Below are 25,860 nucleotides of genomic sequence, written 5' to 3' on the forward strand. Positions count from 1 at the left end.
GGCCACTCTCCCGATCGGGGTCGATAAAGTCAACAGGTGTGAAGTTCGAGGGAGGTTGTTAGCCTGGCGGTGCGATGACGACTACTCCCACGGGCGGCGAAGCCCCGGTGACGAACGGCGGATCCCCGGCGCCGAGCGACGGATCTCCGGCGCCGAGCGGCGGATCCCCGGCGCGGCGGCGGCCGACCCACCGCAAGGGGCGGGCCACGCTCACCCGCGAGTCGGTCGGGCGGGCCGCCCTTGACTTCCTGGGCAGGCACGGCCCGGCCGCGCTGACCATGCGCTCGCTCGCGGCGGAGCTGGGGGTTTCACCCCGCGCGGTCTACAACTACGTAGAGGACCGGCGGGACTTGATAGCCCTGGCCGCCGAACTCTTCGAGTCCGACTGGCGACCGCCGGAGCTGGACCCGGCGCGCGACCGGTGGCGGGCGAGTCTGCACGAGTACTGCCTCGACCTGCGCGCCCACTACCGCCGCCACCCCGGAATGACCACGCTCGCGCTGCGCGAGAACATCACGATGGCCCGCCACCCGACGATGCTGCGCAACGTCGACGCCCTGATCGGCTTCTTCGCGCAACTGGGACTGCCGCTGGCGGACGCGTACCGGGCGTGCACGGAAGCCGTGCGGCTGGTCGTCGGGTTCGTGGAGCTGCACGACGGCCCGTACGACCGTCCGCCCGCGCATCTGTCCCGTACGGACCTGGACGCGGTGCCGCCGCCGTGGCTGAGTCCGGAGGAGGAGGACGGGGGCGGGTCTGCCGTCGAGCTGCCGTATCTGACCCGGCTGGCCGATCTGGAGCCCACCACCCCGGAGGTCCAGTTCGAGTTCGCCGTGGAGGTCTTCACCTCGGGCATCGCCGCGAAAACCCGTTGACGGACCACGCCCCACGCTTGTTAGCCTCACGGCGACCGTGCGAGAGAACGAGGAGGTGGTACCCGTGAACGCAGTATCGACATGGGTGCTCCCCTCTGGGGCCACGGTGGGGCGATAGGTCGTCCGGGAGCGCCGTCCAGCGCATTCCCGGAAGGCACGACCATGCAGATCACTTCTGAACGACGCCTCGACGACGGCGTCGTCGAGCGCGAATTCACCCTCGGTGAGATCCCCGGCACGCTGTGGACCCCGAAATCCGTCGAGTCCGGTGAGTCCCCTGAGTCCGGCGAGTCCGGTGGCGCGCCCGCGCCCGTCCCGCTGATCCTGATCGCCCACAATAACGGCCTGCCCAAGAGCCAGCCCCGGCTGGTGGCCCGGGGCCGGATGACCGCCGCGTTCGGCTACGCGGCGGTCTCCATCGACGCCGCCGGGTGCGGCGACCGGCTCCTTTCCGCCGCCGACCAGGAGATCCGCGCCGAACTCCGCCGGGCCATGCGGGCCGGCGAGCCGGTCGACGAGATCTTCGAGAACCTCGTCGGCCCGCTGGTCGAGCAGGCGGCCCCGGACTGGCTGACCACCCTGGACGCCGTACTCGCGCTGCCCGGGATCGGCGGCCCGGTCGGCTACTCGGGGTGGACCGCCCTCGGTATCCGGCTGGCGGTGGTCGAGCCGCGCATCGCGGCCGTCGGCTTCTTCGCCGGGGGGTTCGTCCCCCGCGTCCAGCGCGAGGAGGCCCGGCAGATCACCGTTCCGCTGCTGTTCCTGTTGCAGTGGGACGACGAGGGGAACCCCCGGCAGCGCGCCCTGGACCTGTTCGACGCCTTCGGCAGCAAGGAGAAGACGCTGCACGCCAATCCGGGCGGGCACACCGGCACCCCGTGGTTCGAGGCGGAGGACGGGAGCCGGTTCTACGACCGTCACCTGAGGCCGGGCCGCCGCGGGGCCGAGGCCGGGCCTACGGCGTAAAGGCCTCCGCCTTCTCCGCCGCCCACCGGGCGAAGGTACGGGCGGGCCGGCCGGTGACGCGTTCCACCGTGTCGCTGACGGTCCGCCCCTCCGGCGGCGGGTTCTTGAAGACGTCGATCGCCCAGGCGACCGTGCCCTCGTCGAACCCGCGCGCCCGGTACCTGTCCGCTTCCTCCTCCTCGGAGAGCTCCACCAGCCGGACCTCGCGCCCGGTGGCGGCGGCGATGGCCGCCACCTTGTCCCGTACGGTCAGGGCCTGCGGCCCGGTGACCGTGTACTCCTGCCCCGCGTGCCCCTCCTCGCTGAGCGCGACCGCCACGACCGCGCCGATGTCGGCCTCGTGGACCATCGCGCTGAGGCCGTCGACGAAGGCCGCACGTACCGTCGCCTCCGTACGGACGGAATCCGTCCACTCCAGCGCGTTCGCCATGAACTCCACCGGCCGCACCACGGTCCAGTCGAGACCGCTCCCGCGCACCGCGTCCTCCAGCGGCGTCGGCCCGCCGCCGTGCAGCACGGTGATGCGCCGCACCCCGGCCTTGCGGGCCAGCTCGACGATCTCGGGGCCGGTGGTCAGCGCCTCGTACTCACCGCCGGTGAAGGTGATCAGGTGCAGTCCGGTCACGCCGTCGAGTGCGTCACCGAGGGACGCGGGGTCGGCGAGATCACCCCGTACGGCCTCAACTCCCTCCGGGAATTCGGCAGTTGCCGGATTACGGGTCAGCCCGCGCACCGAGTGCCCGCGCTCCCGGAGCTCGCGGACCACCTCGCGCCCCACGCTTCCGGTCGCGCCTGCCACGAGAAAGACCTGGGGCTCGGGTGTTGCTTCGGCGTTCTTCGCTTCCGCTGTGTTCGTCATGTGGCCAAGGTAGGGACCGTTGCGGTCAGGTTCTGTCCGCAATCAGGTTCTGTCCGAAACCGCCCGTCGGCCCGTCAGGTGGTGCGGGCGCGCAGGTGGGCGCGTTCGCCCTGGTGGCCGAAGAGGATCAGGAGCTCCACCGGGCGCTCGCCGTCCGCACCGAGCCAGTGCGGGACGTGCGTGTCGAACTCGGCCGCCTCACCGGCCTTGAGCAGCAGCGACTGTTCGCCGAGCACGAGGCGGAGCCGGCCGGAAAGCACGTAGAGCCATTCGAAGCCCTCGTGCGTCTTCGGGGTGGGCCGGGCGTCAGGGTCGGGCGGGATCAGCAGTTTGTGGGCCTGTACGCCGCCGGGCCTGCTGAGCGGGATGAACGTCCTGCCGTCACGGGTGACCGGGCGCAGGTGGATGCGCGGGTCGCCGGTGCGGGGCGCGCCGACGAGTTCGTCGAGGGGGACCGCGTACACCTCCGCAAGGGGGAGGAGCAGTTCCAGGGTCGGTTTGCGGGTGCCGCCCTCCAGCCGGGACAGGGTGCTCTCGTTGATGCCGGTCCGCTCGGCCAGCTCGGCGAGGGTCAGGGCGTGCCGGTGCCGGAGCTCGCGCAGGCGTGGTCCGACCGCGTCCAGTACGTCCTGCTTCTTGGCGGGGCTCATGCCCTCAGGTTGCCGAAACGGCATGAGGCTTTGCAAGGGGAGCGGGGGAGCCCGCAGTGTCGTCGGTGTACCGCACGTCTGCTCGTCCGCTTGTCCACCCGTACGGCTCGAAAGGTCACGACCCGCCATGACTGCTGCCACCAGCGAATCCGCCGCCTTCTGGGAGAACCAGTACTCCACGAACGTCTCCCCCCAGTGGGGCACCAAGCCCAACGCCGTCCTGGCCGAACTGCTCACTGGCCTCTCCCCGGTCCCGGGAACCGCCCTCGACCTGGGCTGCGGTCACGGCGGCGACGCGCTCTGGCTCGCCGGGCTGGGCTGGGACGTCACCGCCGTCGACGTGTCCGGGACCGCCCTCGGCCGGGTCGCCGACCGCGCCGAGGCCGCCGGGCTCGGCGCCCGGGTGCACCCGGCCCGCCACGACCTGGCGGAGTCCTTCCCCGACGGGACCTACGACCTGGTCACCGCCAGCTACTTCCACACCCCGGTCGAGATCCCCCGCGAGCAGGTGCTCCGCCGGGCCGCCGGTGCGGTGGCCCCGGGCGGTCTGCTCGTCCTGCTGGAACACGCATCGACGGCCCCCTGGTCCTGGCGCCCCGAGGACGGCTCGGAGCTCCAATTCCCCACGCCCCAGGAGGTGTTGGACTCGCTGCGACTGACGGAGACGGACGGCGCCTGGCAGGTCGTACGGTGCGACGCGCCGCAGCGGACCGCGACCGGACCCGAGGGGCAGACGGCGACGGTCACCGAGAACGTCATCGTGGCGCGCCGGTCGGCCTGAGCCACGGGCCCGGCAAGGTCCGTGCGATCGTCCGTACGCGAAAACCCGGACGGGGGCCGGATCTTTGTGTCTTTTGCCAGTACGGCGGTCGGCGCGGCAGCGGGAAGACTGCCCGCCGTAAGCCCGCAGACGTACCACGAGCGCAGAAGCACACGGGAGGACCGCACCATGAGCGTGCAGCAGTACGACGAGATCGGTGAGGCGTACGAGGGGTTCAAGGGCCTGCCGCTGGAGCAGTACGTGGCGGTGCCCGGATTTCTGGCCCTGGTGGGGGACGTTCGCGGCAAGTCCGTACTCGACCTCGCGTCCGGAACCGGCTTCTACAGCAGGGAGCTCAAGCGGCGCGGCGCCGCCGACGTGCTCGGCGTCGACATCTCCGGCGAAATGATCGCCGTGTCCAAGCAGTTGGAGGAGCGCGACCCGCTGGGCGTGCGCTACGAGGTCGCCGACGTGGCCGGACTCCCGCCGCTGGCTGAGCCCTTCGACGTGGCGCTGGGCGTCCACATGCTCAACTACGCGCAGGACGCCGCCACCATGGAGCGGATGTGCCGCGCCGTGCACCAGAACCTCAGGCCCGGGGGCGAGTTCTACGTGCTCAACCAGTCGCCCGACTTCGACTTCGCGGGCCCGACCCCCGAGAAGTACGGGTTCCGCAGCGAACTGGCCGGTGAGGAGGTCGAGGTGGGACCGCGCGTACGGACCACGGCGTTCCTCGAACCGCCGGTCTCCTTCCTGGCCACCCTCCCGCGCCGCGACGCCCACGAGACGGCGCTGCGGGCGGCCGGGTTCAGCGAGCTGACGTGGGTGAAGCTGGAGGTGTCCGAGGCCGGACTGCGCGAGTTCGGCGAGGACTTCTGGGCGGACTACCGCGCCAACCCGCCGTTCGAGATGCTGCGCTGCCGCGCCTGAGGTGAGGGGCCGGGACAGCCCACCGGGCTGTCCCGGTACCCTGCCGATCATGACGGCCAACCCTGTTGAACTGGTGATATTCGACTGCGACGGCGTACTCGTCGACAGTGAGCGCATCTGCGTCGAGGTGGACGCACGGATCATGGCGGACCTGGGGATCAGCTTCACCCCGGCGGAGATCATCGAGCAGTTCGTGGGCTCGTCCGCCGAGGTCTACACGGCGGCGGTGGAGAAGCGGCTCGGCCGCCCGCTGGAGAAGGGCTGGCACTCGGCGTACGAGCCCTGGTACGAAGCCGCCTTCGCGGCCGGACTGACCGCCGTCGACGGCATCCCGGAGCTCCTTGACTCCCTCACCACCCCCAAGTGCGTCGCCTCCAACGGCGACCACGAGGGCATCCGGCGCGACCTCGCCACCACCTCCCTCACCGACCACTTCGAGGGCCGCGTCTTCAGCGCCCAGGACGTCCCCACGGGCAAGCCCGCCCCCGACCTCTTCCTGCACGCGGCCCGCTCGATGGGCGTGGACCCCGCGAGGTGCGTGGTGATCGAGGACAGCGCGTACGGAATCCAGGCCGCCCACGCAGCCGGAATGCGCTCCTTCGGCTACTGCGGCGGCCTGACCCCGGCGTCCCGCCTGACGGGCCCGTCCACGGTCGTGTTCGACGACATGCGTGCCCTGCCGGGCCTGCTGGCGGAGGCTGCCGCCCGCTGAGGCGAGGGGCGTGTGGGGCGTGTGGGATGGGGGCGTGTGGCATGGGGGGCGCTGACCACGCGTCCCCACCCCGCACGCCCCCGCTCCCCACCCCCTCTACTCCGTCCTCAACGCCACCGCCGTCCGCGTCCGCGCCGCCCACCCCGCCGGGAGCAGCGCGCCCACCGTCGCGATGGCCAGGCCGCCGAGTCCCAGCAGGGCCAACTCCGGTGCCCCGTACACCGCCAGTACGCTCGCGGGGAAGCGCAGGCCCACGCTCTCGCCCATCGCCGGCACGATCCAGCCGTGCAGCGCCGTCCCCAGCGGCACGCCGAGCGCGCCCCCGATCAGTCCGGTCGCCGTCACCGAGGTGAGGACCAGGGCGATCGTCTGGCGCGGGGTCATGCCGAGTGCCTTGTACGTGCCGAGTTCGCGGACCCGTTCACGCGTGTCGAGCACCACGCTGTTGAGTACGCCCAGTGCCGCCACGGCGACCAGCATCACGGTGAGGAACCCGGACAGGACGTTGAGCGTGACGACCATCGAGCTGCCGCCTTCGGCGCCGCCGATCCGGGCGGTGAGGCCCAGCGGGGACAGGTCCTTGTTCACGGCCTCGGTGTAACTCTCCCTGCTGGTATCGGGCTTGAGCGCGATGTGGTGGGTGACCGGGGTCAGGTCCGGTTCGGCGGGTTTCAGCGTTGCGAGGTCGGTGAAGACCTGCATGCCGTCGTAGCGGGGGTCCAGCAGCTCGCCCACGAGGCGTACGGTGACCGCCCCCGCCCGGCCGTTGAGCGTGAGGGTGTCGCCGATCCGCTTGCCGGTCGCGGTCAGCAGCCCGGTCGGTACGACGGCTTCGCCGGGCCGGGCGAGCCAGCGTCCCGAGACCATGGTGTAGCCGCCCCAGGAGGCGTCACCGGTGAAGCCGACGACCTTGGTGGAACCGGAGGTTCCGGCGATCGCGGCGTAGCCGTTGGCCTGGCTGTAGTACGCCCGGGTGCCGGGCTGGGCGGCGATGGCCCGGGTGGGATCGGCCCGGTGGGTGCCGTCGGCGGGCGCCGAGGGCCCGGGCGGGGGACCGTCGCCGCGCTGCCCGGGGCCTCCCGGCTCTCGTACGTCGATGGTGACGTCGGCCGCGGCGTGCTCCCTGGCGGCCATGATCTCCTGGAGCGAGGAGCCGAGCCCCACCGTGAACGTCACCGCGGTGGCCCCGAACACGATCGCCGCGCACATCGCCAGCGCCCGCCCCGGCCGGGCGAACGGCCTGGCGAGTCCGAGCCCGACCGCCCGTGGCACCGGCAGCCGCGCGGCCAGTCCGGCCGCCCGCCGACCGCGCCCCGGCCGTGGGGTGCGTCCCACGGACAGGGCTTCGACGGTACGCAGCCGGCCCGCCCGCGCCGCACTCGCCCACGCGGTCGCCGCCGTCAGCCCGAGCACGCCCCCCACCACCGCCGCGTCGACCCACGGCTCCACGCCCAACCCGGCGGTCCGGTAAGCCTCTTCGGCCTCCGCGAGCACCGGGAGGGCGAGCAGATGGCCGACCAGCACCCCGAGCGCGGTGCCGATCGAGGCCGGGAGCAGGGCCTGACCGATGTAGGCCCGTACCACCTGGGCGGGAGTGAATCCGATCGCCTTGAGAACGCCGATGCGGCGGGTGCCCGAGCCGACCGTGGCCGCGACCACATTGCCGACGATCAGCACCGACATCACCAGGCCGAGCGTGCCGAACGCCGTCAGGAACGGGACGTACAGCGCGGTGTCGCGCTCGGCGGACTGCTTCACGGTGAGCCAGGACCGCGTCCCGGAGACCGCCCGCGCGGGCAGCCCTTCGGTCACCGTCCGGCGGCCCGCGTCGACCTGCGCGGCGGTGTCGGCGCCGGTGAAGCGGTAGAGCATCTGACGGCCGCCGTCCCGGCCGGGCGGGGTGAGGGCGGCGAGCTGCCCGGGAGTCACCCAGGCGTCCGCGCTCCCGGTCACCGAACGGGCCGTGCCGACCACCGTGAGCACCGGCTTCCCCGGCAGGTCGGGGAAGCCGAGCCGCAGCCCCTGGCCCGGCTCCTGGCCCGGCCCTCGGCCCGGCTCCTGCCCGGCGAGGCGTTCGGCGCCACCGGCCAGGACGATCTCACCGGGGCGGGTGGCCCAGCGGCCGCCGGTCAGGGCGAGGTCGTCGACTCCACCGTCCGCGCCGCTCCTGGGGCCGTCCCGTCCCACCACCGTCAACGGCAGTGCGGGCGGGCCGAGTTCGGGACCCTCGGAGCGTGGGGTGAGAGTCACCGTACGGAACGGTCCGGCCGCGCCCGCGACGCCGGAGGCACCGGCCGTGGCGCCGAGCCGTGCGTCGGAGACGGACCCGGCCGCGTACTGCACGGTCAGATGGGCCCCGTGCTGCCGCGCGAAGGCGTCCGTGAAAGGACCGCTGGACGCCACGAGCAGCGACCCCGCGAGGATCGACGCGGCCGTCGTCATCAGCGTGGCCAGGACGATCACGAAGGTCGGCACCCGGCGACGGCCGACCCCGGAGCGGACCACCTTGCCCAATGCGCTCAACGGACGCTCCCGGAAAGGGAGTTGTCGGGGTTCGCGTGACGGGTGTCCGCTGCGATCCGGCCGTCGACCAGCTCGACCGTACGGCCCGTGCAGGACCTGGCCAGTGCGAGGTCGTGCGTGACGAGGACGATGGTCTGCCCCTCGGCGTGCAGTTCGCGCAGCAACCGGCTGACGTCCTCGCCGGACGCCGAGTCCAGGGCGCCGGTGGGTTCGTCGGCGAGCAGGAGCGGCGGCCGGTTCATCAGAGCGCGCGCCACGGCGACGCGCTGCCGCTGGCCCCCGGAGAGCGTCCCCGGAAAGGCGCGGGCGTGCCGGTCGATCCCGAGGTCCTCCAGCAGCTCGGCCGCCCGCCGGAGCGCTACCGTCCTTGCGGTGCCCGCCAGTTGGGCGGGCAGTGCCACGTTGTCGGCCACGCTCAGATCGTCGAGCAGATGGAAGAACTGGAACACCATGCCGATCTTCGCCCGCCGGAACCGCGCCGCCCCCGCCTCCCCGAGCCCGTCGACCCGCACCCCGTCCACGGTCACCGTTCCCTCGTCGGGCCGGTCGAGCCCCGCGATCAGGTTGAGCAGAGTGGACTTGCCGCTCCCGGAGGGCCCGAGAATCGCCACGGCCTCACCGGGCCGCACCGTTAGGGAGGCGTGCTGGAGCGCGGGCGGACCGTCGTCGTACCGACGACCCACCTCGCACAGCTCGATCACCGGCGTGCTGGACATGAGGACTCCCGTTGTTCAGGGGGATGTGGGTGGGTGGAGGGGCGGGCCCGACCGGCGGCCCCCTCCGAAACTAGGAGCGCCGCCCCCGGCACCGCGTCGCCGCCCGGGCCCATTTCCGGTACGGCGCGCGGGCGAGCCCGCCCGGGGTCATCCTCAGGAAGTAGTCGTCAGGCGTACGCCGTTGAGCCCCGAGGCGGATGTGCCACGGGAAACGCGCGCGCGACAATGGCGCGATGAGCGATGTACCGGTGAGCGGGCCGGCGGAGCCAGTCCGTGCCGCCACGCTGTCCGCCCGCGCGGCCACCCTGTCCGCCCGGCTGCGCGTGCTCCTGGCTCTCGTCGCGCCCCGCGCGCTCGCCTCTCACGTACGGCACGGGTTCGCGCTGCTCATCCGGCCCGCCACCGTCCCCTTCCCCCCGCCCACCCGTCGCAGCATGGTGTTCGACGCGGTCCTGGCGGCCTGCGTCGGGATCAGCGTCCTGCCCTGGGCGGTCCATCGCGGCGCGACCCTCGTGCACGAGTCCGGGCAGTCCATCGGGCCGTTCGGCAGGCCCGGTGAGACCGGCAGTCTGGTCGCCGCGGTCGTGCTCTCCGTGCTGGCGTGCGCGCCGCTCGCGGTGCGACGCAGGTACCCGCTCGCCGTGCTGTGCACCGTCACCCTCGCCACCGCGCTGGCGCCCGACGACGCCATGCGGCTCACCTTCTACGCCGTCGTCGTCGCCGCCTACACCGCCGCCGTCTACAGCCCGTACCGCATCCTCGCCCTGGCCGGGCTGCCGGTGACCGTGTTCGTGGTCGGGATGGACGACCGCACCCGCGTCTGGGGCGTGAGCACGGTGCCGCCCACCGTGCCCACCCAGTACGTGCCCCTGCTCATCCTCATCCCGCTGATCATCGCCGCACACGGGCTGCGCGCCTGGAAGCTCCGTACCGCCGAGAGCCAGGAGCTGATGGCCGCGCTCCAGCGCGAACAGGCCGAGAAGCTGCGCCGCGCGGCCGAACAGGAGCGCTCCCGGATCGCCCGCGAGCTCCACGACGTGGTCACCCACAACGTCAGCATGATGACCATCCAGGCCGGCGCCGCCCGCAAGGTCATGGACCTCGCCCCCGACCAGGCCCGCGAAGCCCTCCTCGCCGTCGAGGCGGCGGGCCGCGCCGCGCTGGCCGAGCTGCGTCACACCATGGGCCTGCTCACCATGAACGCGGACGACGACACCGTGACGACGACGACCGAACTCGCCCCCCAACCCGGCCTCGACCAGCTCGAATCCCTGGTCACAGGGGTACGGAGCACCGGCCTGCCCGTCACCCTGACCACCACAGGCACCCCCCGCGAGGTCCCCTCCGGCATCGGCCTCGCCGCCTACCGCGTCGTACAGGAAGCCCTCACAAACACCGTCAAGCACGCCACCGGCGCCCGCGCGACCGTCACCGTCGAGTACGCGGACGACCACATCGGCGTACGGATAACCGACACCGGAGGCACCCCCTCCGCCGCCTCGGCCGACGGCAACGGTCGTGGCCTGACCGGCCTGCGCGAACGCCTCGCCATCTACGACGGCACCCTGCACACCGGCCGCCGGCTCACCGGCGGCTACCAGGTGCGCGCCCACATCCCCCTGATGCCGTCCGTGGCACGTCTGGAGACCCCGTGACCGCCGCCGCCCCCGTACGCGTGCTGATCGCCGACGACCAGGCGCTCGTACGCACCGGCTTCCGCATGATCCTGATGGCCGACGGCATCGACGTCGTCGCCGAGGCGGCCAACGGCCTGGAAGCCGTCGAAGCGGTCCGCCGCACCCGCCCCGACGTCGTGCTGATGGACATCCGCATGCCGGAGATGGACGGCCTGGAGGCCACCCGCCGCATCCTGGCCACCGGGCCCGGCGCCGACGCCCACGCCAATGAGGACGAGACCCCCGACCCCCGCATCATCATGCTCACCACCTTCGACCTCGACGACCTCGTCTACGCGGCCCTGACCGCCGGAGCCAGCGGCTTCCTCCTCAAGGACGTCACCGCCGAACACCTGGTGGCCGCCGTCCGCCTGGTCCGCACCGGCGACGCCCTGCTCGCCCCGGCCATCACCCGCCGCCTCGTCGAACGCCACGCCCGCACCGCCCCCGCCCCCGGCCTGCACCGCGACCTGGAGTCCCTGACCCCGCGCGAACTGGAGGTCCTCCGCCTCCTCGCCCAGGGCCTGAGCAACGCCGAACTCGCCACCCGCCTCCACCTCTCCGAAGCCACCGTGAAGACCCACGTCGGCCGCGTCCTCGCCAAGCTCCAACTCCGCGACCGGGCACAGGCGGTGGTGGCCGCGTACGAAACGGGCCTGGTCAGCGTCCGCACACCTTGACCGCGCTAGTCTCACCGCATGACGAACGAGATCGACGGCGTCGAGGTCGTCGCCTTCGCCGACGGAGCGGCCTTCGAGAGCTGGCTGGAGACCAACCACCCACGCACCGAAGGCATTTGGGTCAAGGTCGGCAAGAAGAACTCCGGCATCCCCTCGGTCACCGACGACGAACTCGTCGACATCGGCCTGTGCTTCGGCTGGATCTCCGGCCAGCGCCGCTCCCTCGACGCCCGGCACTACCTCCAGAAGTACGTGCCGCGCCGCCCCCGCAGCCTCTGGTCCCAGGTGAACGTGGACAAGGTCGCCGCCCTGCTCGCCGCAGGACGGATGCGTGAGCCCGGCCTCGCGGAGGTGCGCAGGGCACAGGCGGACGGACGGTGGACCAAGGCGTACGAGTCCCAGCGCAACGCGGTGGTGCCGCCCGACCTCGCGGCGGCACTGGAGGCCGATCCCATGGCGAAGGCGGCGTTCGAGGAGCTGGACAGGACCGCCGCGTACCAGCTGATCCTCCCGCTGCTGCAGGCGCTGACACCGCAGACCCGCGAGGCACGGCTGAGCGCCGCGCTCGCCCGGCTCGGCCAGGGCCACCCGCGTGCCGCTCCCATTGGTAGGCAGTCAATCCAAGATCGTCAAGAAGGAGCCCCATGACGACCACAAGAGTGATCACCCAGAGAACCACCGGCACCTCCGACGTGCTGGAAGTGGCCGAAGTGCCCGTTCCCGTGCCGGGTCCCGGCGAGGTGCTGGTGCGCGTTCTGGCCACCGGCATGAATCCGGCGGACTGGAAGGTCCGGATCGGCAAGGTCGACTTCTTCGGGCCGCCGCCCTACGTCCTGGGCCACGAGTTCAGCGGCACCGTCGAGCGCGTCGGAGAAGGCGTGACCCGGTGCGCGGTGGGCGAGGAGGTCTACGGCTGGACCACGCCGCCGCACGGCAGCCACGCGGAGCACGTCGTGGTGGCCGAGGACCGTGTCGCCGCCAAGCCCCGGACCCTTGACCACGTCGGTTCCGCGGCCCTGCCCATCTCCGGATTCACCGCCTACCAGGCCCTGATCACCCTGTCCGACGTGCAGCCGGGCCAGCGCGTGCTGATCCACGGCGCGGCGGGCGGGGTCGGTCACCTCGCCGTGCAGATAGCCAAGGCCAGGGGCGCGTACGTCATCGGTACCGCCAGCGCCGCCAAGCACGACTACCTGCGCGGGCTCGGCGCCGACGAGCTGATCGACTACACGGCCGAGGACTTCTCCACGCTGCGCGACATCGACGCGGTCCTGGACACGATCAGCAACGACTACGGCCCCCGCTCGCTCGCCACCCTCAAGCCGGGCGGCATCCTCGTGGACGTCGTCGGCGTCGGCGTGGACCGCACCGAGGTCACCGCGCGCGCCGCTGAACTCGGTGTGCGCTTCGTGGAGTTCTTCCTCGACCCGACCCCCGCCGTGCTGACCGCGTTCGCCGCACTGGTCGACGAGCACGGCGTACGCCCCACGATCGCCGAGACGCTCCCGCTGGACCAGGCCGCCAAGGCACACGACCTGAGCGAGACCGGGCGCGTGCGCGGGAAGATCGTCCTGGTTCCCTGAGTCGGGTGAGCCCGGCCGGTCAGCGTGGTCAGCGGACCGGCCGGGCCCGGCCGAGTTCGGTGATGAGCGTGCGGTACGTCTCGTACGCGGGCTTCGGGCGGTAGTCGCTGGTGGTCAGGCCGAATCGGGCCACCGCCTCGGGGTTCGCGGAGTCGGCGTCGCGGAGGCCGAAGAGCTCGTAGTGGGTGATGTGGTGGCGGGCGGCGGCCGACGCGATCGTACGGATCATGGATTCCAGGCGCGCCGCCTGCTCCTGCGGGGTGCGGTCGGGGGTGGTCGGGGTGCCGTTCTCGCAGATTCGGATCGGCGTGCCGGGGCGCAGGCCGAGCGGCGGGAGGCTGACCGTGCGCAGATGGGTGAGGGCGTGCTCGACCATGGGCGCGAGGTGTTCGTACGGGGTCGGGGAGAAGGCGTCCGGGTAGAGGCCGAGCCCCACGTAGTCGACGTACGCGGCGAACTCCCCGGCCGGTACGGCGGCGAGCCGCGCCCAGAACTCGTCGTCGCCGCCCAGCCATTCGGCGGGCTCGGCCACCGAGAACCCGATCCGTACGTGGCCCAGGCCCGCGGCGTCCAGCGTGCGGCGGGCGTGCGCGGTGCCGCGTACGAGAGCGGTGACGGCGCCGGGGGAGCTGCCGTCGATCCACGGGACGGGGAAGTTGGGTTCGAGGGTGACCTGGAGGTGCCGGACGATCGGGCCGTAGCGGCGGACGGCGCGCGTGATGAAGTCCAGCCAGCCGTCGATGTCCTCGGTCTCGGGCAAGTAGCTGAGGACCAGGTCCAGTTCACGGCCGTGCTCGGTGTACCAGGCGTCGGGCATGGTCAGGGCGGTCATCGTCTCCTCGGGCCGGAGGGCCTTCACCTTCTCGGGGTCGGGGCTCTGCCCGAGGAAGTGGATGTACTCGCGGACGAGGAAGGGGAGTTGGCCGCCGGGGCGCAGCCCGTCGACGAGGAGGTCGATCGAGCGGGGGTCGTCGGGGATGCCGAAGATCTTGCTGACCTGGCCGGCGGCGTAGATGCCGAAGGTGAGGGAGCCGTCTGTGCTCGTACTCATTTCTGGGGGCCTTCCTCTGCTGGCCACGGCAGGCTGCCGTCGGCGATACGGGCGATCAGGTTCCGGATCCAGTCGGACTCGGAGCGCAGCTGGTGGCCGACGAACGCGGTCTCGACCATGAAGAGTTCCGGAACCCCACCGGCCCCCGCCTCGTCCGCCGCCGTGGCGAGCGCCTCGATCTGCGCGTCGAGCGAGCCGACCCGCTCCCGCAGCGCGGCCACGGCCTCCTCCCGGCCGAGCGCCCCCAGGTAGGCCAGCGCGTCCACGAACGCCGAGGTCTCCACCTTGGCCTCGCGCACCTGCCGCCCGACCCGCTCTCGGAACGCCTGCCACCCCTGGGGCGTGAGCGCGTACACGGTGCGGGCGGGGCGGTTCCCGGCCTGCTCGGTCCCGGTAGGGGCGATCCAGCCCGCGTCGATCAGCGAGGTGGTGAGCGTGTAGAGCGAGCCGCTGCGGGCTCGTACGTGCGGATAGCGCCTGTTGAGCTCGGTTCCGAGCGCGTACGTGTGCATGGGGCGCTCGACGAGCAGCCCCAGGAGGCGAAGGGCCAACGGGTTGTCCACGGCTTTCAGCGGCATGCCGGAAACCGTAACACCCGTATACAGGTATTCGGGTGCTCGGGTGCTCGGGTGCTCGGGTGCTCGGGTGCTCGGGTATGCCGATTGTCAGTGGCGGATGGGAGGGTGTCGCACATGACGCAACCGGACCCCAAGCAAGACCTGCACCACTACCTCAAGTCCGCCAGGGAAGCCCTGTTGTGGAAGGTCGAAGGGCTGTCGGAGTACGACGCGCGCCGCCCGCTCACGCCGACCGGCACCAACCTCCTTGGCCTGCTCAAGCACCTGGCGGGCTGCGAGGCCGGGTACTTCGGCGACACCTTCGGGCGGCCCTTCGCCGAACCGATGCCCTGGACCGAGGAGTTCGACGAGGACCCCACCGTCGACATGTGGGCGAAGGCCGACGAGTCCCGTGAGTACATCACCAGTCTCTACCGCAAAGCCTGCGCCCACTCCGACGCCACCATCGAGGCCCTGGACTGGGACTCCCTCGGCCGCGTCCCGCACTGGCCGGCGGAGCGCAACGAGGTGACCCTGCACCGCATCCTGATCCACATGCTCGCCGAGACCAACCGGCACGGCGGCCACGCCGACATCGTCCGCGAACTCATCGACGGAGCCGCCGGTCTCCAGCACGACAACGAGAACATGCCACCGGCCGAGGGCCTTTCGTGGGTCGAGTACCGGCAGAAGCTGGAGGAGGTGGCGCTGGAGGCGGGGAAGGCGGAGCAGTAGGCGAAGGCGAAGGTGGAGCGGTAGGCAGGCGAAGGCGGGGTGGGAAAAGGGCCATCTGGTCACAAACCGCTACGGTCGACTACCGTGTGTGCCTTGTGTGTTGCGTAGGGCAACCACAGCGAGGGAAAGAGGTACGCACGTGATGCGACGTATGGCAACGGCTCTGGGGGCTGCCGGGACGGCTCTGGCGCTCGTGCTCGCCGTCTCGAACACCGCCTACGCGGCCAGCGGGACCCTGAGCATCAACGGCAGCGAGTACGACGACCCGAGCGGCTGCTACGCGGTCGACTGGTTCCCGTCGTCCGTCACCAACCACACCGACGCCATCGCCGAGGTCCACAGCGGGCCGAACTGCACGGGGCAGGTCGAATGGCTGGTCTACCCCGGGGAGACGTACCACACCGAGACGGCCCAAAGCGTCTTCATCCTCTGACTCTGACCCTTCCGCCCGTCAGTCCCAGGCGTTGAAGAGCACTCCACCCAGCGTGGTGATGCCGTAGAGGCGGACCTCGCGCCACTCGCCCCGGGTGAGTGGCGCGGTGTCGACTTCGGTGAGCGGCATGGTCAGTTGCCCGTGCGTGAGCACCGTGAACCCCGCGTCGGTGAAGGCGCGGGCCCACGGCGGCGGCGCGAGGAACTGGTCGGTGTACCAGTCGCGGCGTTGCCCGGCGAACGCGATCCATGGGTGGTGGGCGTGGCACAGGACGATGCGCTCGCCCGCGCCATCGGTGACCGACGCGGCGTGGAAGGTACGGGGATAGGCCTGCTCCTCCACCTCCCCGACCTCGCCACCGGCGGCGCGGGCGGCCGCGTGCAGCGCGGTACGGAAGAGCCGGAGGTCGACCTCCGGAAGCGGGCCGTCCGCCGGGCGGAAGAAGCCCGTCGCACCTCGCGGCAGCGCGAAGCCCGCCTGCCCTTCATTGCTCTGCGGCGTCATGCGGTGAAGGCACCTTCGCTCAGCAGCGGGACGGCCTCGCTGGTGTCCAACTCCCTTGCCACGGCGACGTCCTGGGCGAACCCGCCCTCGGTCAGCTCCCGTCCGGAGGAGCAGGTGGCGAGGGCCTCGCCGATATCGGGCATCGCCGTGTACGCGGCGGCGGCTGCCGTGGCCTCGGGGGAGAGGGAGCCCGGTTCCGGTAGGTGTTCCCGCAGCGCCGCGATCACCGCTCCGGCGCCGAGCAGGTCCTCCAGAGCGGGGCGCAGGCTGCCGTCGGGCCAGCGTTCGCCCGAGGCGATGACGCCGACCGGGCGGGAGGCCCGCCCGTACCCCCGTACCGCGAGCCATCGGCCCACGGCGGCGGCGTTCCGCAGGGAGGCCGCGACGACGGTGGAGTCACCGGCGGCTGCGGCGATGGCCGACCCGTTGGGGGAGGGGAGCACCAGCCTGGGAGTGAAGGGCGCCTCGCGCAGGGCGGCCGGGGAGAGCGTCCACGGGGTCGTCCCGGTGACCATGCGGCGCCCCACCGCCAGGTCGGCGCCCAGTTCGGCGGCGTACCCGGCGGCGGTCCCGTCGCGCCACCGGTAGGGGTAGACCCGGGTCCCGGCCTCCACCGCGACGCCCACCGCCGTGGTGAACGACAGCACGTCGACGACCACCAGACACGCCACGTCCGGCGCCAGCCGCTCGGCCCCCGCAGGCCCCCACTCGAAACGTACGCCGTGCCCTGCCTGCCGGAACCAGTCATCCATGAGGGCCGATCATGCCAGCCGCCGCATGTGGTGCCCGCCGCACGGGGTAGCCGCCGCACCCGGCAGCGGTGCTGTCAGTGCCAGGTGCGAGGATCCCGGGATGCCGAACAGCCCCGCCACCCTCCACCAGTTCACCTCGCCGGACGAGCTCACCCCCACCGTGCGGCAGTCCCTCGCCGCCTGCTGGACCGAGGTCACCAACTCCGGCGGGGCGGCAGGTTTTCCCTTCCCGCCGATCGACCGGGAGCAGGCGGTCGCGGCCGTCGACGCGCTCGCCGGTTCGCTCGCACCGGAGGCCGGCCGCATCCTCACCGTGACGACCCAGGACACCGGGTACACCTCGGACGGACTCGTCGGCTGGCTGAACATCCGCCGCGACCCGTCGTCCCCACTGACCGCGCACTGGGGCACCCTTCACCACGTCCAGACCCACCCGGCCGTACGGGGGCACGGCCACGGAGCCTTCCTCATGGCGGAGGTCCACCGGATCGCCCGCGACGAAATGGGCCTGGAGCAGCTCCACTTGGCCGCGCGCGGCGGGGTCGGACTGGAGACCTTCTACGCCCGGCACGGCTGGCGGGAGGTAGGGCGCTGGCCGCGCGCGCTGCGGTTCGCCCCGGGCGGGGGCGGCGACGACCGGGACGAGGTGCTGATGTTCCTCGACCTGCACAGCCCGCACAGCCCGAGCAGCCATCACAGCGGACCCGGGGCGTGCCTGCCCCAGAAGGACGTCCGGTGAGACGAATGGACATGTGGGCGAGACGGAAGGCCATTCAGAGGCTCGTCCGGACTTCCTAGGGTTGAGGACATCAGCCTCGATCCGAACCAATTCAGGGAGTTGTCGTGCGCGCGATCATCCAGAAGTCCTTCGGCGGCCCCGAAGTCCTTGAGCTCGTGGAGCGTGAGCGGCCGGTGCCGCTGCCCGGGGAGGTCCTCGTCAGGGTGCGTGCCAGTGGGATCAACCCGGCGGACGTGGCCGTCAGGTCCGGTCAGTACCCCGTGCTCGGCGACCCGCCGTTCGGCGTCGGCTGGGACATCTCGGGAGTGGTCGAGGAAGCGGCCCCCGGCGCCAGGTTCGCGGTGGGGGACGAGGTCTACGGGATGCCGTTCTTCCCCCGCGCCGCCAACGCCTACGCCGAGTACGTCGCCGCCCCCTCCCGCCAACTCGCCCGCAAGCCCGCCTCGATCGACCACGTGCACGCCGCGGCCGTCCCCCTCGCGGCACTCACCGCCTGGCAGGGCCTCGTCCAGGCGGCGGCCGTCAAGGAGGGCGACCGCGTACTGGTCCAGCGCGCGGCGGGCGGGGTCGGCCACTTCGCGGTGCAGATCGCCAAGGCGCGCGGCGCCCACGTGATCGGCATCGCCGGCGCGGGCCGGCACGACTTCCTCACCCGTATCGGCGCGGACGAGGTGATCGACTACAGGACCACCGACTTCACCGAGGTCGTCCGGGACGTCGACGTGGTGTTCGACTCGATGGCCCAGGGCGCCCGGTCGCTCGGCGTGCTGCGCCCCGGCGGCGCACTCATCAGCATCATGGAGCACGGCGATCAGGACCTGGCCGCCCGTACGGAAGCGGAGGGCAAGCTATTCATCGGCGTCTCGGTCGAGCCCGACTACGCGGCGCTCGAAGCGATCGCCGAACTGATCGACGCGGGCCGCATCCACCCGCACGTATCGGAGACCTTCCCGCTGGCGGAGGTGGGCAAGGCGCACGAGTTGGTCGCCACGGGACACGTACAAGGCAAGATTGTGCTGACGGTCTGACGCCACCGCCACCGCCAACGCCACCAACGTCAACGCCAACGACGAACAAGAACCGCACCAGGGAGGGCGAGGCCGCATGGACATCCTCACCGAGGCACTGGCCTCGATGCGCACCGGCAGTCCGGCGTCCGTACGGACCATCGGCCGCGCCCCCTGGGGCCTGCGGCTGCCGCCCGTGCTGGGCGCGAGCTTCCACGTGGTGCTGTACGGAACCTGCTGGCTGACCCCGGAGGGCGGGTCCTTCCCCGAACCGCTCCCGCTCAGCCCCGGAGACGTGGTCTTCCTCCGTGGCGGCGGCGGCCACATCCTCTCCGACCACCCCTCCACCCCGCCCGTCGACCCCGGGGACAAGCAGCTCGAATGGAACCTGGGCCACTCGGACCGTTCACCGATCGGCGCGCTCCGCCTCGGCGGCGAAGGACCCGAGACCCGGCTGCTGTGCGGCAGTTACGACCTCGACCAGAGCCGCCCGCACCCCTTGGTGCGCCGGCTCCCCGAAGTCATCCACCTCCAGACCCGGCACGGCAGCCACCCGGAGCTCAGCGCGGCGGTCCAGCTGCTCGGAGCCGAACTGGAGAACCCGAGGATCGGCTCGGACGGCATAGTGCCCTCGCTGATCGACTCGCTGCTGCTGTACATCCTGCGGGCCTGGCTCGACGACGAGGCCCCGGCGGCCGTCGACGGCTGGGCGGCGGCGCTGGCCGACCCGGCCGTGGCGCCCGCCCTGGCCGCGATGCACGACGACCCCGCCGCCCAGTGGACGGTCGAGTCCCTCGCCGAACGCGCGGGACTGTCCCGCGCCGCCTTCGCCCGCCGGTTCGCCACACTGGTCGGCGAACCCCCGATGTCGTACCTCACCCACTGGCGCATGACCACCGCCGCACGCCTGCTCCGCGAATCCGACACCCCGCTCACGGCGGTCGCCACGCGCGCGGGATACGGCTCGGAGTTCGCCTTCGCCAAGGCCTTCAAGCGGGCGTACGGCCTGGCCCCCGGCGGCTACCGCCGGCAGACGGGAGCGACCCGCCTGGGCGCGTGAGGCGCGCAGAGCGCCGCGTGGGACCGGGCTCAGGAATGCGCCCCTATGCGGATACGGACTTGGGCCGGGCCGTGCGGCGCGGGCGGGTCGCCAGGTACTGCTTCGCTTCCCGGGACGCCTTGGCGTACGAGCCGGAGTCGAAGGGAGGCTCGGGGTCGTACTCGATGGCGAGCTGGAACGCCTCGGCGGCGACCCGTCCCGCGGTCAGTTCCGCCAGCCGCAGGGCCATGTCGATGCCCGAGGACACCCCGGCGGCGGTGACGATGCCGCCCGGCTGCTCCACGACGCGACGTGCCGTGTAGGTGGCGCCGTACGACTCCAGGGTGTCGACGGCCCCCCAGTGCGTGGTGGCCTCCAGCCCGTCGAGCAGGCCGGCCGCGCCGAGCAGCAAGGAGCCGGTGCACACCGAGGTGGTCCACGTGGTGGTGGTGTGGAGGTGACGGATCCAGTCGAGCAGCGACTCGTCGGTGAGGCCGCGACGTGCGCCGGGACCACCGGGCACCAGGAGGACGTCGGCTTCCGTGACCTCCCGGAAGGAGGCCGTCGCGAGGAGGTGGAGCAGCCCCTCGCCGTCCGCGCAGGCGCCCGGATCGGCTGCGGCGAAGACGACGTCGGAATCCGGCAGCATGCGGAGGATCTCGTACGGGCCGACGACGTCGAGCGCGGTGAATCCGTCGAAGAGCGGGATGACGATGCGCATGGGAGTGCCTTTCGGAGGTGGCTACCGCCGCTGTCGGACGGCGGCGGTGTGGGCGGAGAAGTGCTTGCGGTACTCGCCGGGGGTGACCTGGAGCGTTCGTTTGAAGTTGCGGTGCAGGGTCTCGACGGTGCCGAAGCCACAGTCGTGCGCCACCGATTCCAGGGTGGCGGAGGTGGTTTCCAGGAGCCTTCTGGCGGCCTCGATGCGGGTGCTCTCGACGTACGCGGCGGGGGTGCGGCCGGTCTCCGCACGGAAGACGCGGGTGAAGTTGCGTTCGCTCATCGCGGCGCGCGCCGCGAGGGCGGCCACGCCGAGTTCGCCGTCGGGGTGGTCGGCGATCCAGTCGAGGACCTCGCGCAACGGTGCCCGCCCCGGTCGCTGGGCGGCGAGCTGGGCGCTGAACTGCGCCTGCCCTCCGGGTCGTTGGACGAACATCACCATCTGGCGGGCGATGGCGCGGGACACCTCGGGTCCGTGGTCGTCCTCGGTCATGGCGAGCGCGAGGTCCATGCCCGCGGTGATCCCGGCCGAGGTCCACACCTCGCCGTCCCGGACGAAGATCGGGTCGGGGTCGACCGTGACCTGCGGATACCGCTCGGCCAACTGGTCGCAGCGGGACCAGTGAGTGACCGCGTGCCGCCCGTCGAGGAGCCCGGCGGCGCCCAGCAGGAAGGCGCCGCTGCACACCGCGGCGGTACGGCGGGCCCGGTGGGCGGTCCTGGCGAACCAGTCGACGAAGCGCGTGTCCTCGCAGGCCCGGTGAACACCCGTGCCGCCCACGGCGACGAGCGTGTCCACCGGCCTGGCGTCCTGGCCGTACTCGTCGTCCTCGCCGTACTCGTCGATCGTCAGTGTCGGGGAGACCGCGAGACCGCCGCTCGACGGAACAGGACCGGGCGCGGCGGCCACCGTTTCGAGGACGACGCCTCCGGTGAGGCGTGCGGCCTGGGTGAATACCTCATGAGGTCCGGTCAGGTCGAGGATCTGGAAGTCCGGAAAGACGGCGAAGACGATGCGCTGGGTGCTCACCCGTCCATCGTGGCCACATCTCCCCATGGCGGCAAGGACACGAACATGACGATTCCCGCCACCGCCACCCGCCGCACGGATCGTGCGCGGTGATCAGCTGCGGTGGTCAGCTGCGGTGATCAGGCACGGTCCTCGTCCCCCTTGACCGCCTCCGCGATCCGCAGGGCGGCTTCCCCGGGCGTGAGGTGGGTGGTGTCGACGACCTCGGCCGCGTCGTGCAGCCAGGTGCGGGCCGCCTCGGCGTAGGGCTCCAGGTGCTGGAGGCGGAAGGGGGAGTTCGGTCCGAGGACCATGTCGCCCGCGATACGCCCGCGAAGGGTCTCCTGGTCCGCGTGAAGAACGAAGTGCCGTACGGGGACGCCGTATCGGGCCAGACCCTCGCTGATCTCGCGCCAGTACTCCTCGACCAGGACGGTCATGGGCACCACCAGGATGCCGCCGGTGTAGTCGAGCACCCGACGCGCGGTCTCGACCACGAGCGGGCGCCACGGTGGCCAGTGCTGGAAGTTGTCCGTCGCGGGCAGCCCCGGCGAGATGTCCATGAGCGTCTCACCGACCTTCTCGGCGTCGAACACCCTTGAATCCGGAAGCAGTTGCTGCACGAGCGCACTGGTCGTCGTCTTGCCCGCACCGTGGGTCCCGTTGAGCCATACGATCATGCGGCTCCAGGGTAGTGCCGTGCGGCCGCCACCGGTGAGTACTGTCGGCGGGTGATCGATCACGGCATTGCTCTGCCCTACTACCGCCTCCATGTCGTGCCCGCTGTCGTGGCGCTCGCCAGCCCGGCGTGGCAGCGGGAGGTGTGGCTCGACCCCGGTGAGTTCGAGGATCTCGATCACACCGTCCACGTCCTCTTCGACGACTTCTGCGATGCGCGCGATCCCTCGCCCTGGCTGGGGCAGTGTCTGCGGACCGAGGAGGAGGTCGAGCTGATGGCGCGGCTCGGTGTCGCCTACGGCGTGGTGCAGGACTCGGTCGGGGCCGGTGCCCGTGACGAGGTCTACCTGGATTCGCCGGGTTGGGGTGAGGTGGTCGCGGTCGCGGCTCGGCTGGCGCAGGTTCTCGTGGCGAACGATCACACGGCCCTGAGCAAGCTGCACGAAGCTGGTCATCGCTGGCCCTGATCGGACGAGCGGGGCTCGCCGTCCGTCCCGTGTTCCCCGTGTTTCCCCGCGCGAGTGCGTGGGCGCCCATACTGGCTTCGGGGGTGGTCCGTGATGGCCGAACGTCCGTTGTCCCGACAGGAGTTGACGCAGCGCCGCAGGCGGAGCGGGTTCGTCGGGCGGCGGGCCGAGATGAGCGGATTCCGGGAGAACCTTGAGCGGGACCCGGCGGACGACGAGTTCCGCTTCCTCTTCCACGTCCGGGGCAATGCCGGCGTCGGCAAGACCTCGCTCGTCCGGCAGTGGGAGGAGGTCGCGCGGGCGCACCGCGACACCGTCTGCGCGTACGTCGACGACGCCGTGCACAGCCCCGTCGAGGCCATGGAGGCCATCGCCGAGCGGCTCGGGCGGCAGGGTGCGGAGTTCCGGCGGTTCGGGAAGCTGCTCGGGGCTTACCGGCAGCGGGTGCAGGAGGTGCAGAGCGCGCAGACCTCGCAGACCCCGCAGGCCGTGCCGGGGGGTCGGCAGGTAGGACAACACGGGTGCGCCGATGGCCAGTTGGCGGGGGAGGGTGGCCCGGTGGCCGTTCCCCCGGCTGCTTCTCCCTCCTCGGTCGTCGCCGCCCAGGTCGGCCTCGTCGGCCTCGGCATGGTGCCCGGCGTCGGTGCCATCGCCGGGGCCGTCGACCCCCAGCAGCTCGCCCAGGGCGCCGACCGGCTGCGGGCCGCGCTCGGCGCCCGGCTGCGCTCGCACGACGACGTACGCCTGGTGATGGACCCGGTGCGCAGCCTGACGCCCGTCTTCCTGGAGGAACTGGCGGAGACGGCCCGCAAACGCCCCTGGGTGGTGCTGTTCTTCGACGTGTACGAGCGGACCGGACCCGCCCTCGACGGCTGGCTCCGCGACATCGCCTTCGGCGACGTGCACGGCCTGCTGCCCGCCAACGTGCAGTTGGTCCTGTCCGGACAGGGGCGCCTGGACGCACGCTGCTGGGGCGACTGGCTGGACCTGGTGACCGAAGTGCCCCTCGAAGTCTTCACGGAGGAGGAGGCGCGGTCGCTGCTGGCGCTCCAGGGCATCGCGGACGAGCACGTCGTCGAGGTGGTGCTGCGGCTCTCCGGCGGGCTGCCCGTTCTCGTGCACACCCTCGCCCAGGCGCGGCCGGGGTCCGCCGAGGCCGTGGACGATCCGTCGGGTACGGCCGTGGAACGCTTCCTGAAGTGGGAGAACGACCCCGCGCGGCGGGCGGCCGCGCTCGCCTGCGCGCTGCCGCTCCAGTTCGACGAGGACGTCTTCCGGGCCGTCGTGCCCCAGGCGGCGGCCGAGCAGTACGCATGGGTGCGGCGGCTGGCGTTCGTCACGGACCGGGGCGGCCGGTGCCGCTACCACGAGGTCGTACGGACCCCCATGCTGCGGCTCCAGCGCACCCAGTCGCCCGCGCGCTGGCGGCAGGCGCACGAGACGCTCGCCGCGATGTTCGGGGCGGGCCGGGAACGGCGCGAGGAGGGGCTGCCGGAGGGCGAGTGGTGGGCGGACGCCCAGTGGCGCGAGCAGCGGGCGGGCGAGACGTACCACCTGCTGTGCGCCGCGCCGCTGCGCACCCTGCCCGACGCGCTCGCCGAGGTGGCGGAAGCGTGCGAGCAGGGCGCGGGGACGGTACGCCGCTGGGCCCAGCTCCTCGTACAGGCGGGGGAGGACGCGGGGGAGGACGGGCTCGCGGAGTGGGGACGGCGGCTGCTGGGGGGCGGGGCGCGGGAGGAGGGGGCTACGGACGCGGCGGGTGCGACGGATGCGGCGGATGTGGCGCTCGGTGCCTTGCTCGACGGGCCCGGTGCCGGCTCCCGTCCCGGGCCGAGCCGTGCCGGGAGGGTCAGGGCCCATGTCGTACGGGCACGGATGCACCGGAACGCCGAACGGTACGAGCAGTCCCTCGCCGACTGCCGGGCGGCGCTCGCCATCGACCCCGGTGCCACGGACGCGCTGGCCCTGCTGGCCCTCTCCCTCACGGACACCGACCGCTTCCCCGAGGCGCTGACGGCGTGGAGCGAGGTGATCGCGGCCGAGCCCGACCGGGCCGTGCACCACGCCTTCCGGGGATACGTACAGCTGAGGGCGGGGAACCGGACCGCGGCCGCCGAGGACCTGGACCGGGCGATCGAGCTGGACCCCGGGCAGAAGTGGGCGTACATCAACCGGGCGTACGCACGTCGCCAACAGGGCTTCTCCCAGGAGGCGTTGGAGGACGCGGAGCGGGTGCTGACGATGGACCCCGAGCACGCGCCGGCCCATGTGGAGCGGTCGCGGAACCTGGAGAGCCTGGGGAGGTGGGACGAGGCCGAGCGGGCGATGCGGCGGGCGGTCGAGCTGGGAGAGGCCGAGGGGCGGGGCGGGTGGTATCCGGCGTACCTGGCGGCGCTGCTGCTCGACCTCGGACGGCCCGCCGACGCGCTGGTGGAGATCGAGCGGGCGCTGACCGTCGAGGAGCGGAGCGGCTACCGGGGCGAGGAACCGTGGGAGACCGGCTGGCCGTACACGGTCCGGGCGTGGGCACTGCACGCGCTGGGGCCGGGACCGGGACTGGGGCAGGGACCGGGACGGGGGCCGGGTGGACCGTACGGGCGGGACGCCGAGGCCATGGCGGACCTCGACCGGGCTGCGGAGCTCGGCGATCCGACGGGGCAGGTGTTCGCGATGCGTGGCTGGCTGGCCTGGGAGGCCGGTCAACTCGACCTTGCGGAAGGCGAGTTCACGCGCGCGCTGGACCTGCGGTCGCAATGGGCGTGGTGCCTCATGGGGCGCAGCATCGTACGGGCCTATGCCCGGCGGCACGAAGAGGCCGTCGCCGATATGACGCGTGCCGTCGCCCTGGGGCTGGGTGTGCCGGAGGCCGAAGTGGAGTCGACGGTGGCCCGCCCGCTGGTCGACCTCCTCCGCGAACACCTCCCGGCCAACCGGGCTGCCGTGACGGCCGCGATCAGGGCGGGCGCGCTGCTCTCGTCCCAGTTGCAGTGGCCGGGGCTGGCGGGGCAGGTGGGGAAGGTGCTGTCCCTGCGGCCGAGCCCACGGCTGGTGCTGGGGTCACTGACGGTGCTGCGGAGGGCGGTGGGGTTGCTGAGGGAGAGGGAGCAGTACGCGGGCTCGGGTGGGGCTGCTGCGGAGTCCACCAGGAGTCAGGCGTGGGCGCTGAAGCTGCTCGGGCCGCTGTTGCGGGTGCTGGAGCGGGTCCCGGGCGGGCGGGGGTAGGGCGGCCCCGCCAAGGA

At 72.2% G+C, this 25,860-nt stretch carries 27 protein-coding genes; 16 read left to right on the top strand and 11 right to left on the bottom strand.

Going from position 1 to position 25,860, the window contains the following annotated elements; all coding sequences use genetic code 11:
• The first annotated feature begins 74 nt into the window (after positions 1–74).
• Both ACZ5PB_RS20750 and ACZ5PB_RS20755 read left to right on the top strand, forming a co-directional pair.
• Positions 75–875, top strand: a complete 801-nt coding sequence (locus ACZ5PB_RS20750; RefSeq protein WP_468693094.1) for a TetR/AcrR family transcriptional regulator — start codon at positions 75–77, stop codon at positions 873–875.
• 162 nt (positions 876–1,037) lie between these two features.
• Positions 1,038–1,841, top strand: coding sequence for a dienelactone hydrolase family protein (locus ACZ5PB_RS20755; protein WP_468693095.1), 804 nt, complete (start codon positions 1,038–1,040; stop codon positions 1,839–1,841).
• On the opposite strand, the gene ACZ5PB_RS20760 is transcribed toward ACZ5PB_RS20755, so the two are convergent.
• Together ACZ5PB_RS20760 and ACZ5PB_RS20765 are read right to left on the bottom strand one after the other, a co-directional pair.
• The gene (locus ACZ5PB_RS20760) at positions 1,831–2,700 is read right to left on the bottom strand and encodes an NAD(P)H-binding protein (RefSeq protein ID WP_468693097.1); all 870 of its coding nucleotides are present in this window, start codon (positions 2,698–2,700) and stop codon (positions 1,831–1,833) included. The two genes, ACZ5PB_RS20755 and ACZ5PB_RS20760, sit on opposite strands and share 11 nt — an antisense overlap.
• A 74-nt stretch (positions 2,701–2,774) precedes the next feature.
• Positions 2,775–3,350 (bottom strand): helix-turn-helix domain-containing protein, encoded by a 576-nt coding sequence (locus ACZ5PB_RS20765; protein ID WP_468693099.1) that lies wholly within the window; start codon positions 3,348–3,350, stop codon positions 2,775–2,777.
• 127 nt (positions 3,351–3,477) lie between these two features.
• Between ACZ5PB_RS20765 and ACZ5PB_RS20770 the strand changes: the two genes are divergently transcribed.
• The 3 genes from ACZ5PB_RS20770 to ACZ5PB_RS20780 all read left to right on the top strand — a co-directional run bounded on the left by ACZ5PB_RS20770 (position 3,478) and on the right by ACZ5PB_RS20780 (position 5,752).
• Positions 3,478–4,131, top strand: a complete 654-nt coding sequence (locus ACZ5PB_RS20770; protein WP_468693100.1) for a class I SAM-dependent methyltransferase — start codon at positions 3,478–3,480, stop codon at positions 4,129–4,131.
• A 168-nt stretch (positions 4,132–4,299) separates the two neighbouring features.
• Positions 4,300–5,040, top strand: a complete 741-nt coding sequence (locus ACZ5PB_RS20775; protein ID WP_468693103.1) for a class I SAM-dependent methyltransferase — start codon at positions 4,300–4,302, stop codon at positions 5,038–5,040.
• Positions 5,041–5,089: 49 nt separating this feature from the next.
• Positions 5,090–5,752, top strand: coding sequence for an HAD family hydrolase (locus ACZ5PB_RS20780; RefSeq protein ID WP_468693104.1), 663 nt, complete (start codon positions 5,090–5,092; stop codon positions 5,750–5,752).
• A gap of 96 nt (positions 5,753–5,848) precedes the next feature.
• On the opposite strand, the gene ACZ5PB_RS20785 is transcribed toward ACZ5PB_RS20780, so the two are convergent.
• Positions 5,849–8,275 carry an ABC transporter permease gene (locus tag ACZ5PB_RS20785; protein WP_468693106.1) on the bottom strand — a complete coding sequence of 809 codons (2,427 nt, stop codon included), beginning with the start codon at positions 8,273–8,275 and terminating at the stop codon, positions 5,849–5,851.
• The gene (locus tag ACZ5PB_RS20790; RefSeq protein ID WP_468693108.1) at positions 8,272–8,991 is read right to left on the bottom strand and encodes an ABC transporter ATP-binding protein; all 720 of its coding nucleotides are present in this window, start codon (positions 8,989–8,991) and stop codon (positions 8,272–8,274) included. Before ACZ5PB_RS20790 ends, ACZ5PB_RS20785 begins: the two co-directional genes overlap by 4 nt.
• 233 nt (positions 8,992–9,224) lie before the next feature.
• On the opposite strand from ACZ5PB_RS20790, the gene ACZ5PB_RS20795 reads away from it, so the two are divergent.
• The 4 genes from ACZ5PB_RS20795 to ACZ5PB_RS20810 are packed head-to-tail and all read left to right on the top strand — an operon-like array spanning position 9,225 to position 12,930.
• Positions 9,225–10,646: a sensor histidine kinase gene (locus ACZ5PB_RS20795; protein WP_468693110.1), complete on the top strand. Its 1,422-nt coding sequence runs from the start codon at positions 9,225–9,227 to the stop codon at positions 10,644–10,646.
• On the top strand, positions 10,643–11,347 hold the full coding sequence (locus ACZ5PB_RS20800) for a response regulator (protein WP_468693111.1): 705 nt from the start codon (positions 10,643–10,645) through the stop codon (positions 11,345–11,347). Before ACZ5PB_RS20795 ends, ACZ5PB_RS20800 begins: the two co-directional genes overlap by 4 nt.
• A gap of 18 nt (positions 11,348–11,365) precedes the next feature.
• Positions 11,366–11,995, top strand: a complete 630-nt coding sequence (locus ACZ5PB_RS20805) for a YdeI/OmpD-associated family protein (RefSeq protein WP_468693113.1) — start codon at positions 11,366–11,368, stop codon at positions 11,993–11,995.
• Positions 11,992–12,930 (top strand): NADP-dependent oxidoreductase, encoded by a 939-nt coding sequence (locus tag ACZ5PB_RS20810; protein WP_468693114.1) that lies wholly within the window; start codon positions 11,992–11,994, stop codon positions 12,928–12,930. The genes ACZ5PB_RS20805 and ACZ5PB_RS20810 overlap by 4 nt, the downstream gene beginning before the upstream one ends.
• Positions 12,931–12,958: 28 nt before the next feature.
• Here ACZ5PB_RS20810 and ACZ5PB_RS20815 read toward each other — a convergent pair whose 3' ends face one another.
• Complete coding sequence (locus ACZ5PB_RS20815; RefSeq protein ID WP_468693116.1) at positions 12,959–13,981, bottom strand: hypothetical protein; 1,023 nt, start codon at positions 13,979–13,981, stop codon at positions 12,959–12,961.
• Positions 13,978–14,559 carry a PadR family transcriptional regulator gene (locus ACZ5PB_RS20820; protein WP_468693118.1) on the bottom strand — a complete coding sequence of 194 codons (582 nt, stop codon included), beginning with the start codon at positions 14,557–14,559 and terminating at the stop codon, positions 13,978–13,980. The genes ACZ5PB_RS20815 and ACZ5PB_RS20820 overlap by 4 nt, the downstream gene beginning before the upstream one ends.
• Before the next feature lie 114 nt (positions 14,560–14,673).
• Here ACZ5PB_RS20820 and ACZ5PB_RS20825 point away from each other — a divergent pair, with 114 nt between their 5' ends.
• Positions 14,674–15,273, top strand: coding sequence for a DinB family protein (locus ACZ5PB_RS20825; protein WP_468693120.1), 600 nt, complete (start codon positions 14,674–14,676; stop codon positions 15,271–15,273).
• A 142-nt stretch (positions 15,274–15,415) separates the two neighbouring features.
• Positions 15,416–15,706, top strand: coding sequence for a hypothetical protein (locus ACZ5PB_RS20830; protein WP_468693122.1), 291 nt, complete (start codon positions 15,416–15,418; stop codon positions 15,704–15,706).
• An 18-nt stretch (positions 15,707–15,724) separates the two neighbouring features.
• Here ACZ5PB_RS20830 and ACZ5PB_RS20835 read toward each other — a convergent pair whose 3' ends face one another.
• Both ACZ5PB_RS20835 and ACZ5PB_RS20840 read right to left on the bottom strand, forming a co-directional pair.
• Complete coding sequence (locus ACZ5PB_RS20835; RefSeq protein ID WP_468693124.1) at positions 15,725–16,210, bottom strand: hypothetical protein; 486 nt, start codon at positions 16,208–16,210, stop codon at positions 15,725–15,727.
• Complete coding sequence (locus tag ACZ5PB_RS20840) at positions 16,207–16,962, bottom strand: 2-phosphosulfolactate phosphatase (RefSeq protein ID WP_468693126.1); 756 nt, start codon at positions 16,960–16,962, stop codon at positions 16,207–16,209. The genes ACZ5PB_RS20835 and ACZ5PB_RS20840 overlap by 4 nt, the downstream gene beginning before the upstream one ends.
• Positions 16,963–17,062: 100 nt before the next feature.
• Between ACZ5PB_RS20840 and ACZ5PB_RS20845 the strand changes: the two genes are divergently transcribed.
• The 3 genes from ACZ5PB_RS20845 (at position 17,063) to ACZ5PB_RS20855 (ending at position 19,768) form a co-directional block, all read left to right on the top strand.
• Positions 17,063–17,701 carry a GNAT family N-acetyltransferase gene (locus tag ACZ5PB_RS20845; protein WP_468693127.1) on the top strand — a complete coding sequence of 213 codons (639 nt, stop codon included), beginning with the start codon at positions 17,063–17,065 and terminating at the stop codon, positions 17,699–17,701.
• A 104-nt stretch (positions 17,702–17,805) separates the two neighbouring features.
• Positions 17,806–18,729, top strand: coding sequence for an NADP-dependent oxidoreductase (locus ACZ5PB_RS20850; RefSeq protein ID WP_468693129.1), 924 nt, complete (start codon positions 17,806–17,808; stop codon positions 18,727–18,729).
• Between the two features lie 76 nt (positions 18,730–18,805).
• Complete coding sequence (locus tag ACZ5PB_RS20855) at positions 18,806–19,768, top strand: AraC family transcriptional regulator (RefSeq protein ID WP_468693131.1); 963 nt, start codon at positions 18,806–18,808, stop codon at positions 19,766–19,768.
• A gap of 43 nt (positions 19,769–19,811) precedes the next feature.
• On the opposite strand, the gene ACZ5PB_RS20860 is transcribed toward ACZ5PB_RS20855, so the two are convergent.
• From ACZ5PB_RS20860 to ACZ5PB_RS20870, 3 genes are all read right to left on the bottom strand, one after another.
• Positions 19,812–20,468 (bottom strand): DJ-1/PfpI family protein, encoded by a 657-nt coding sequence (locus ACZ5PB_RS20860; RefSeq protein WP_468693133.1) that lies wholly within the window; start codon positions 20,466–20,468, stop codon positions 19,812–19,814.
• Positions 20,469–20,489: 21 nt separating this feature from the next.
• Positions 20,490–21,497, bottom strand: a complete 1,008-nt coding sequence (locus ACZ5PB_RS20865) for a GlxA family transcriptional regulator (protein WP_468693134.1) — start codon at positions 21,495–21,497, stop codon at positions 20,490–20,492.
• A gap of 119 nt (positions 21,498–21,616) precedes the next feature.
• A complete protein-coding gene (locus ACZ5PB_RS20870; protein WP_468693135.1) occupies positions 21,617–22,156 on the bottom strand; it encodes an AAA family ATPase in 540 nt (179 codons plus the stop codon).
• A 51-nt stretch (positions 22,157–22,207) separates the two neighbouring features.
• Between ACZ5PB_RS20870 and ACZ5PB_RS20875 the strand changes: the two genes are divergently transcribed.
• Positions 22,208–22,621 (top strand): SCO4402 family protein, encoded by a 414-nt coding sequence (locus tag ACZ5PB_RS20875; RefSeq protein WP_468693137.1) that lies wholly within the window; start codon positions 22,208–22,210, stop codon positions 22,619–22,621.
• Positions 22,622–22,714: 93 nt separating this feature from the next.
• The gene (locus tag ACZ5PB_RS20880; RefSeq protein WP_468693138.1) at positions 22,715–25,843 is read left to right on the top strand and encodes a tetratricopeptide repeat protein; all 3,129 of its coding nucleotides are present in this window, start codon (positions 22,715–22,717) and stop codon (positions 25,841–25,843) included.
• Positions 25,844–25,860: the final 17 nt, after the last annotated feature.

The sequence above is a fragment of the Streptomyces sp. NPDC032721 genome (assembly GCF_055579625.1).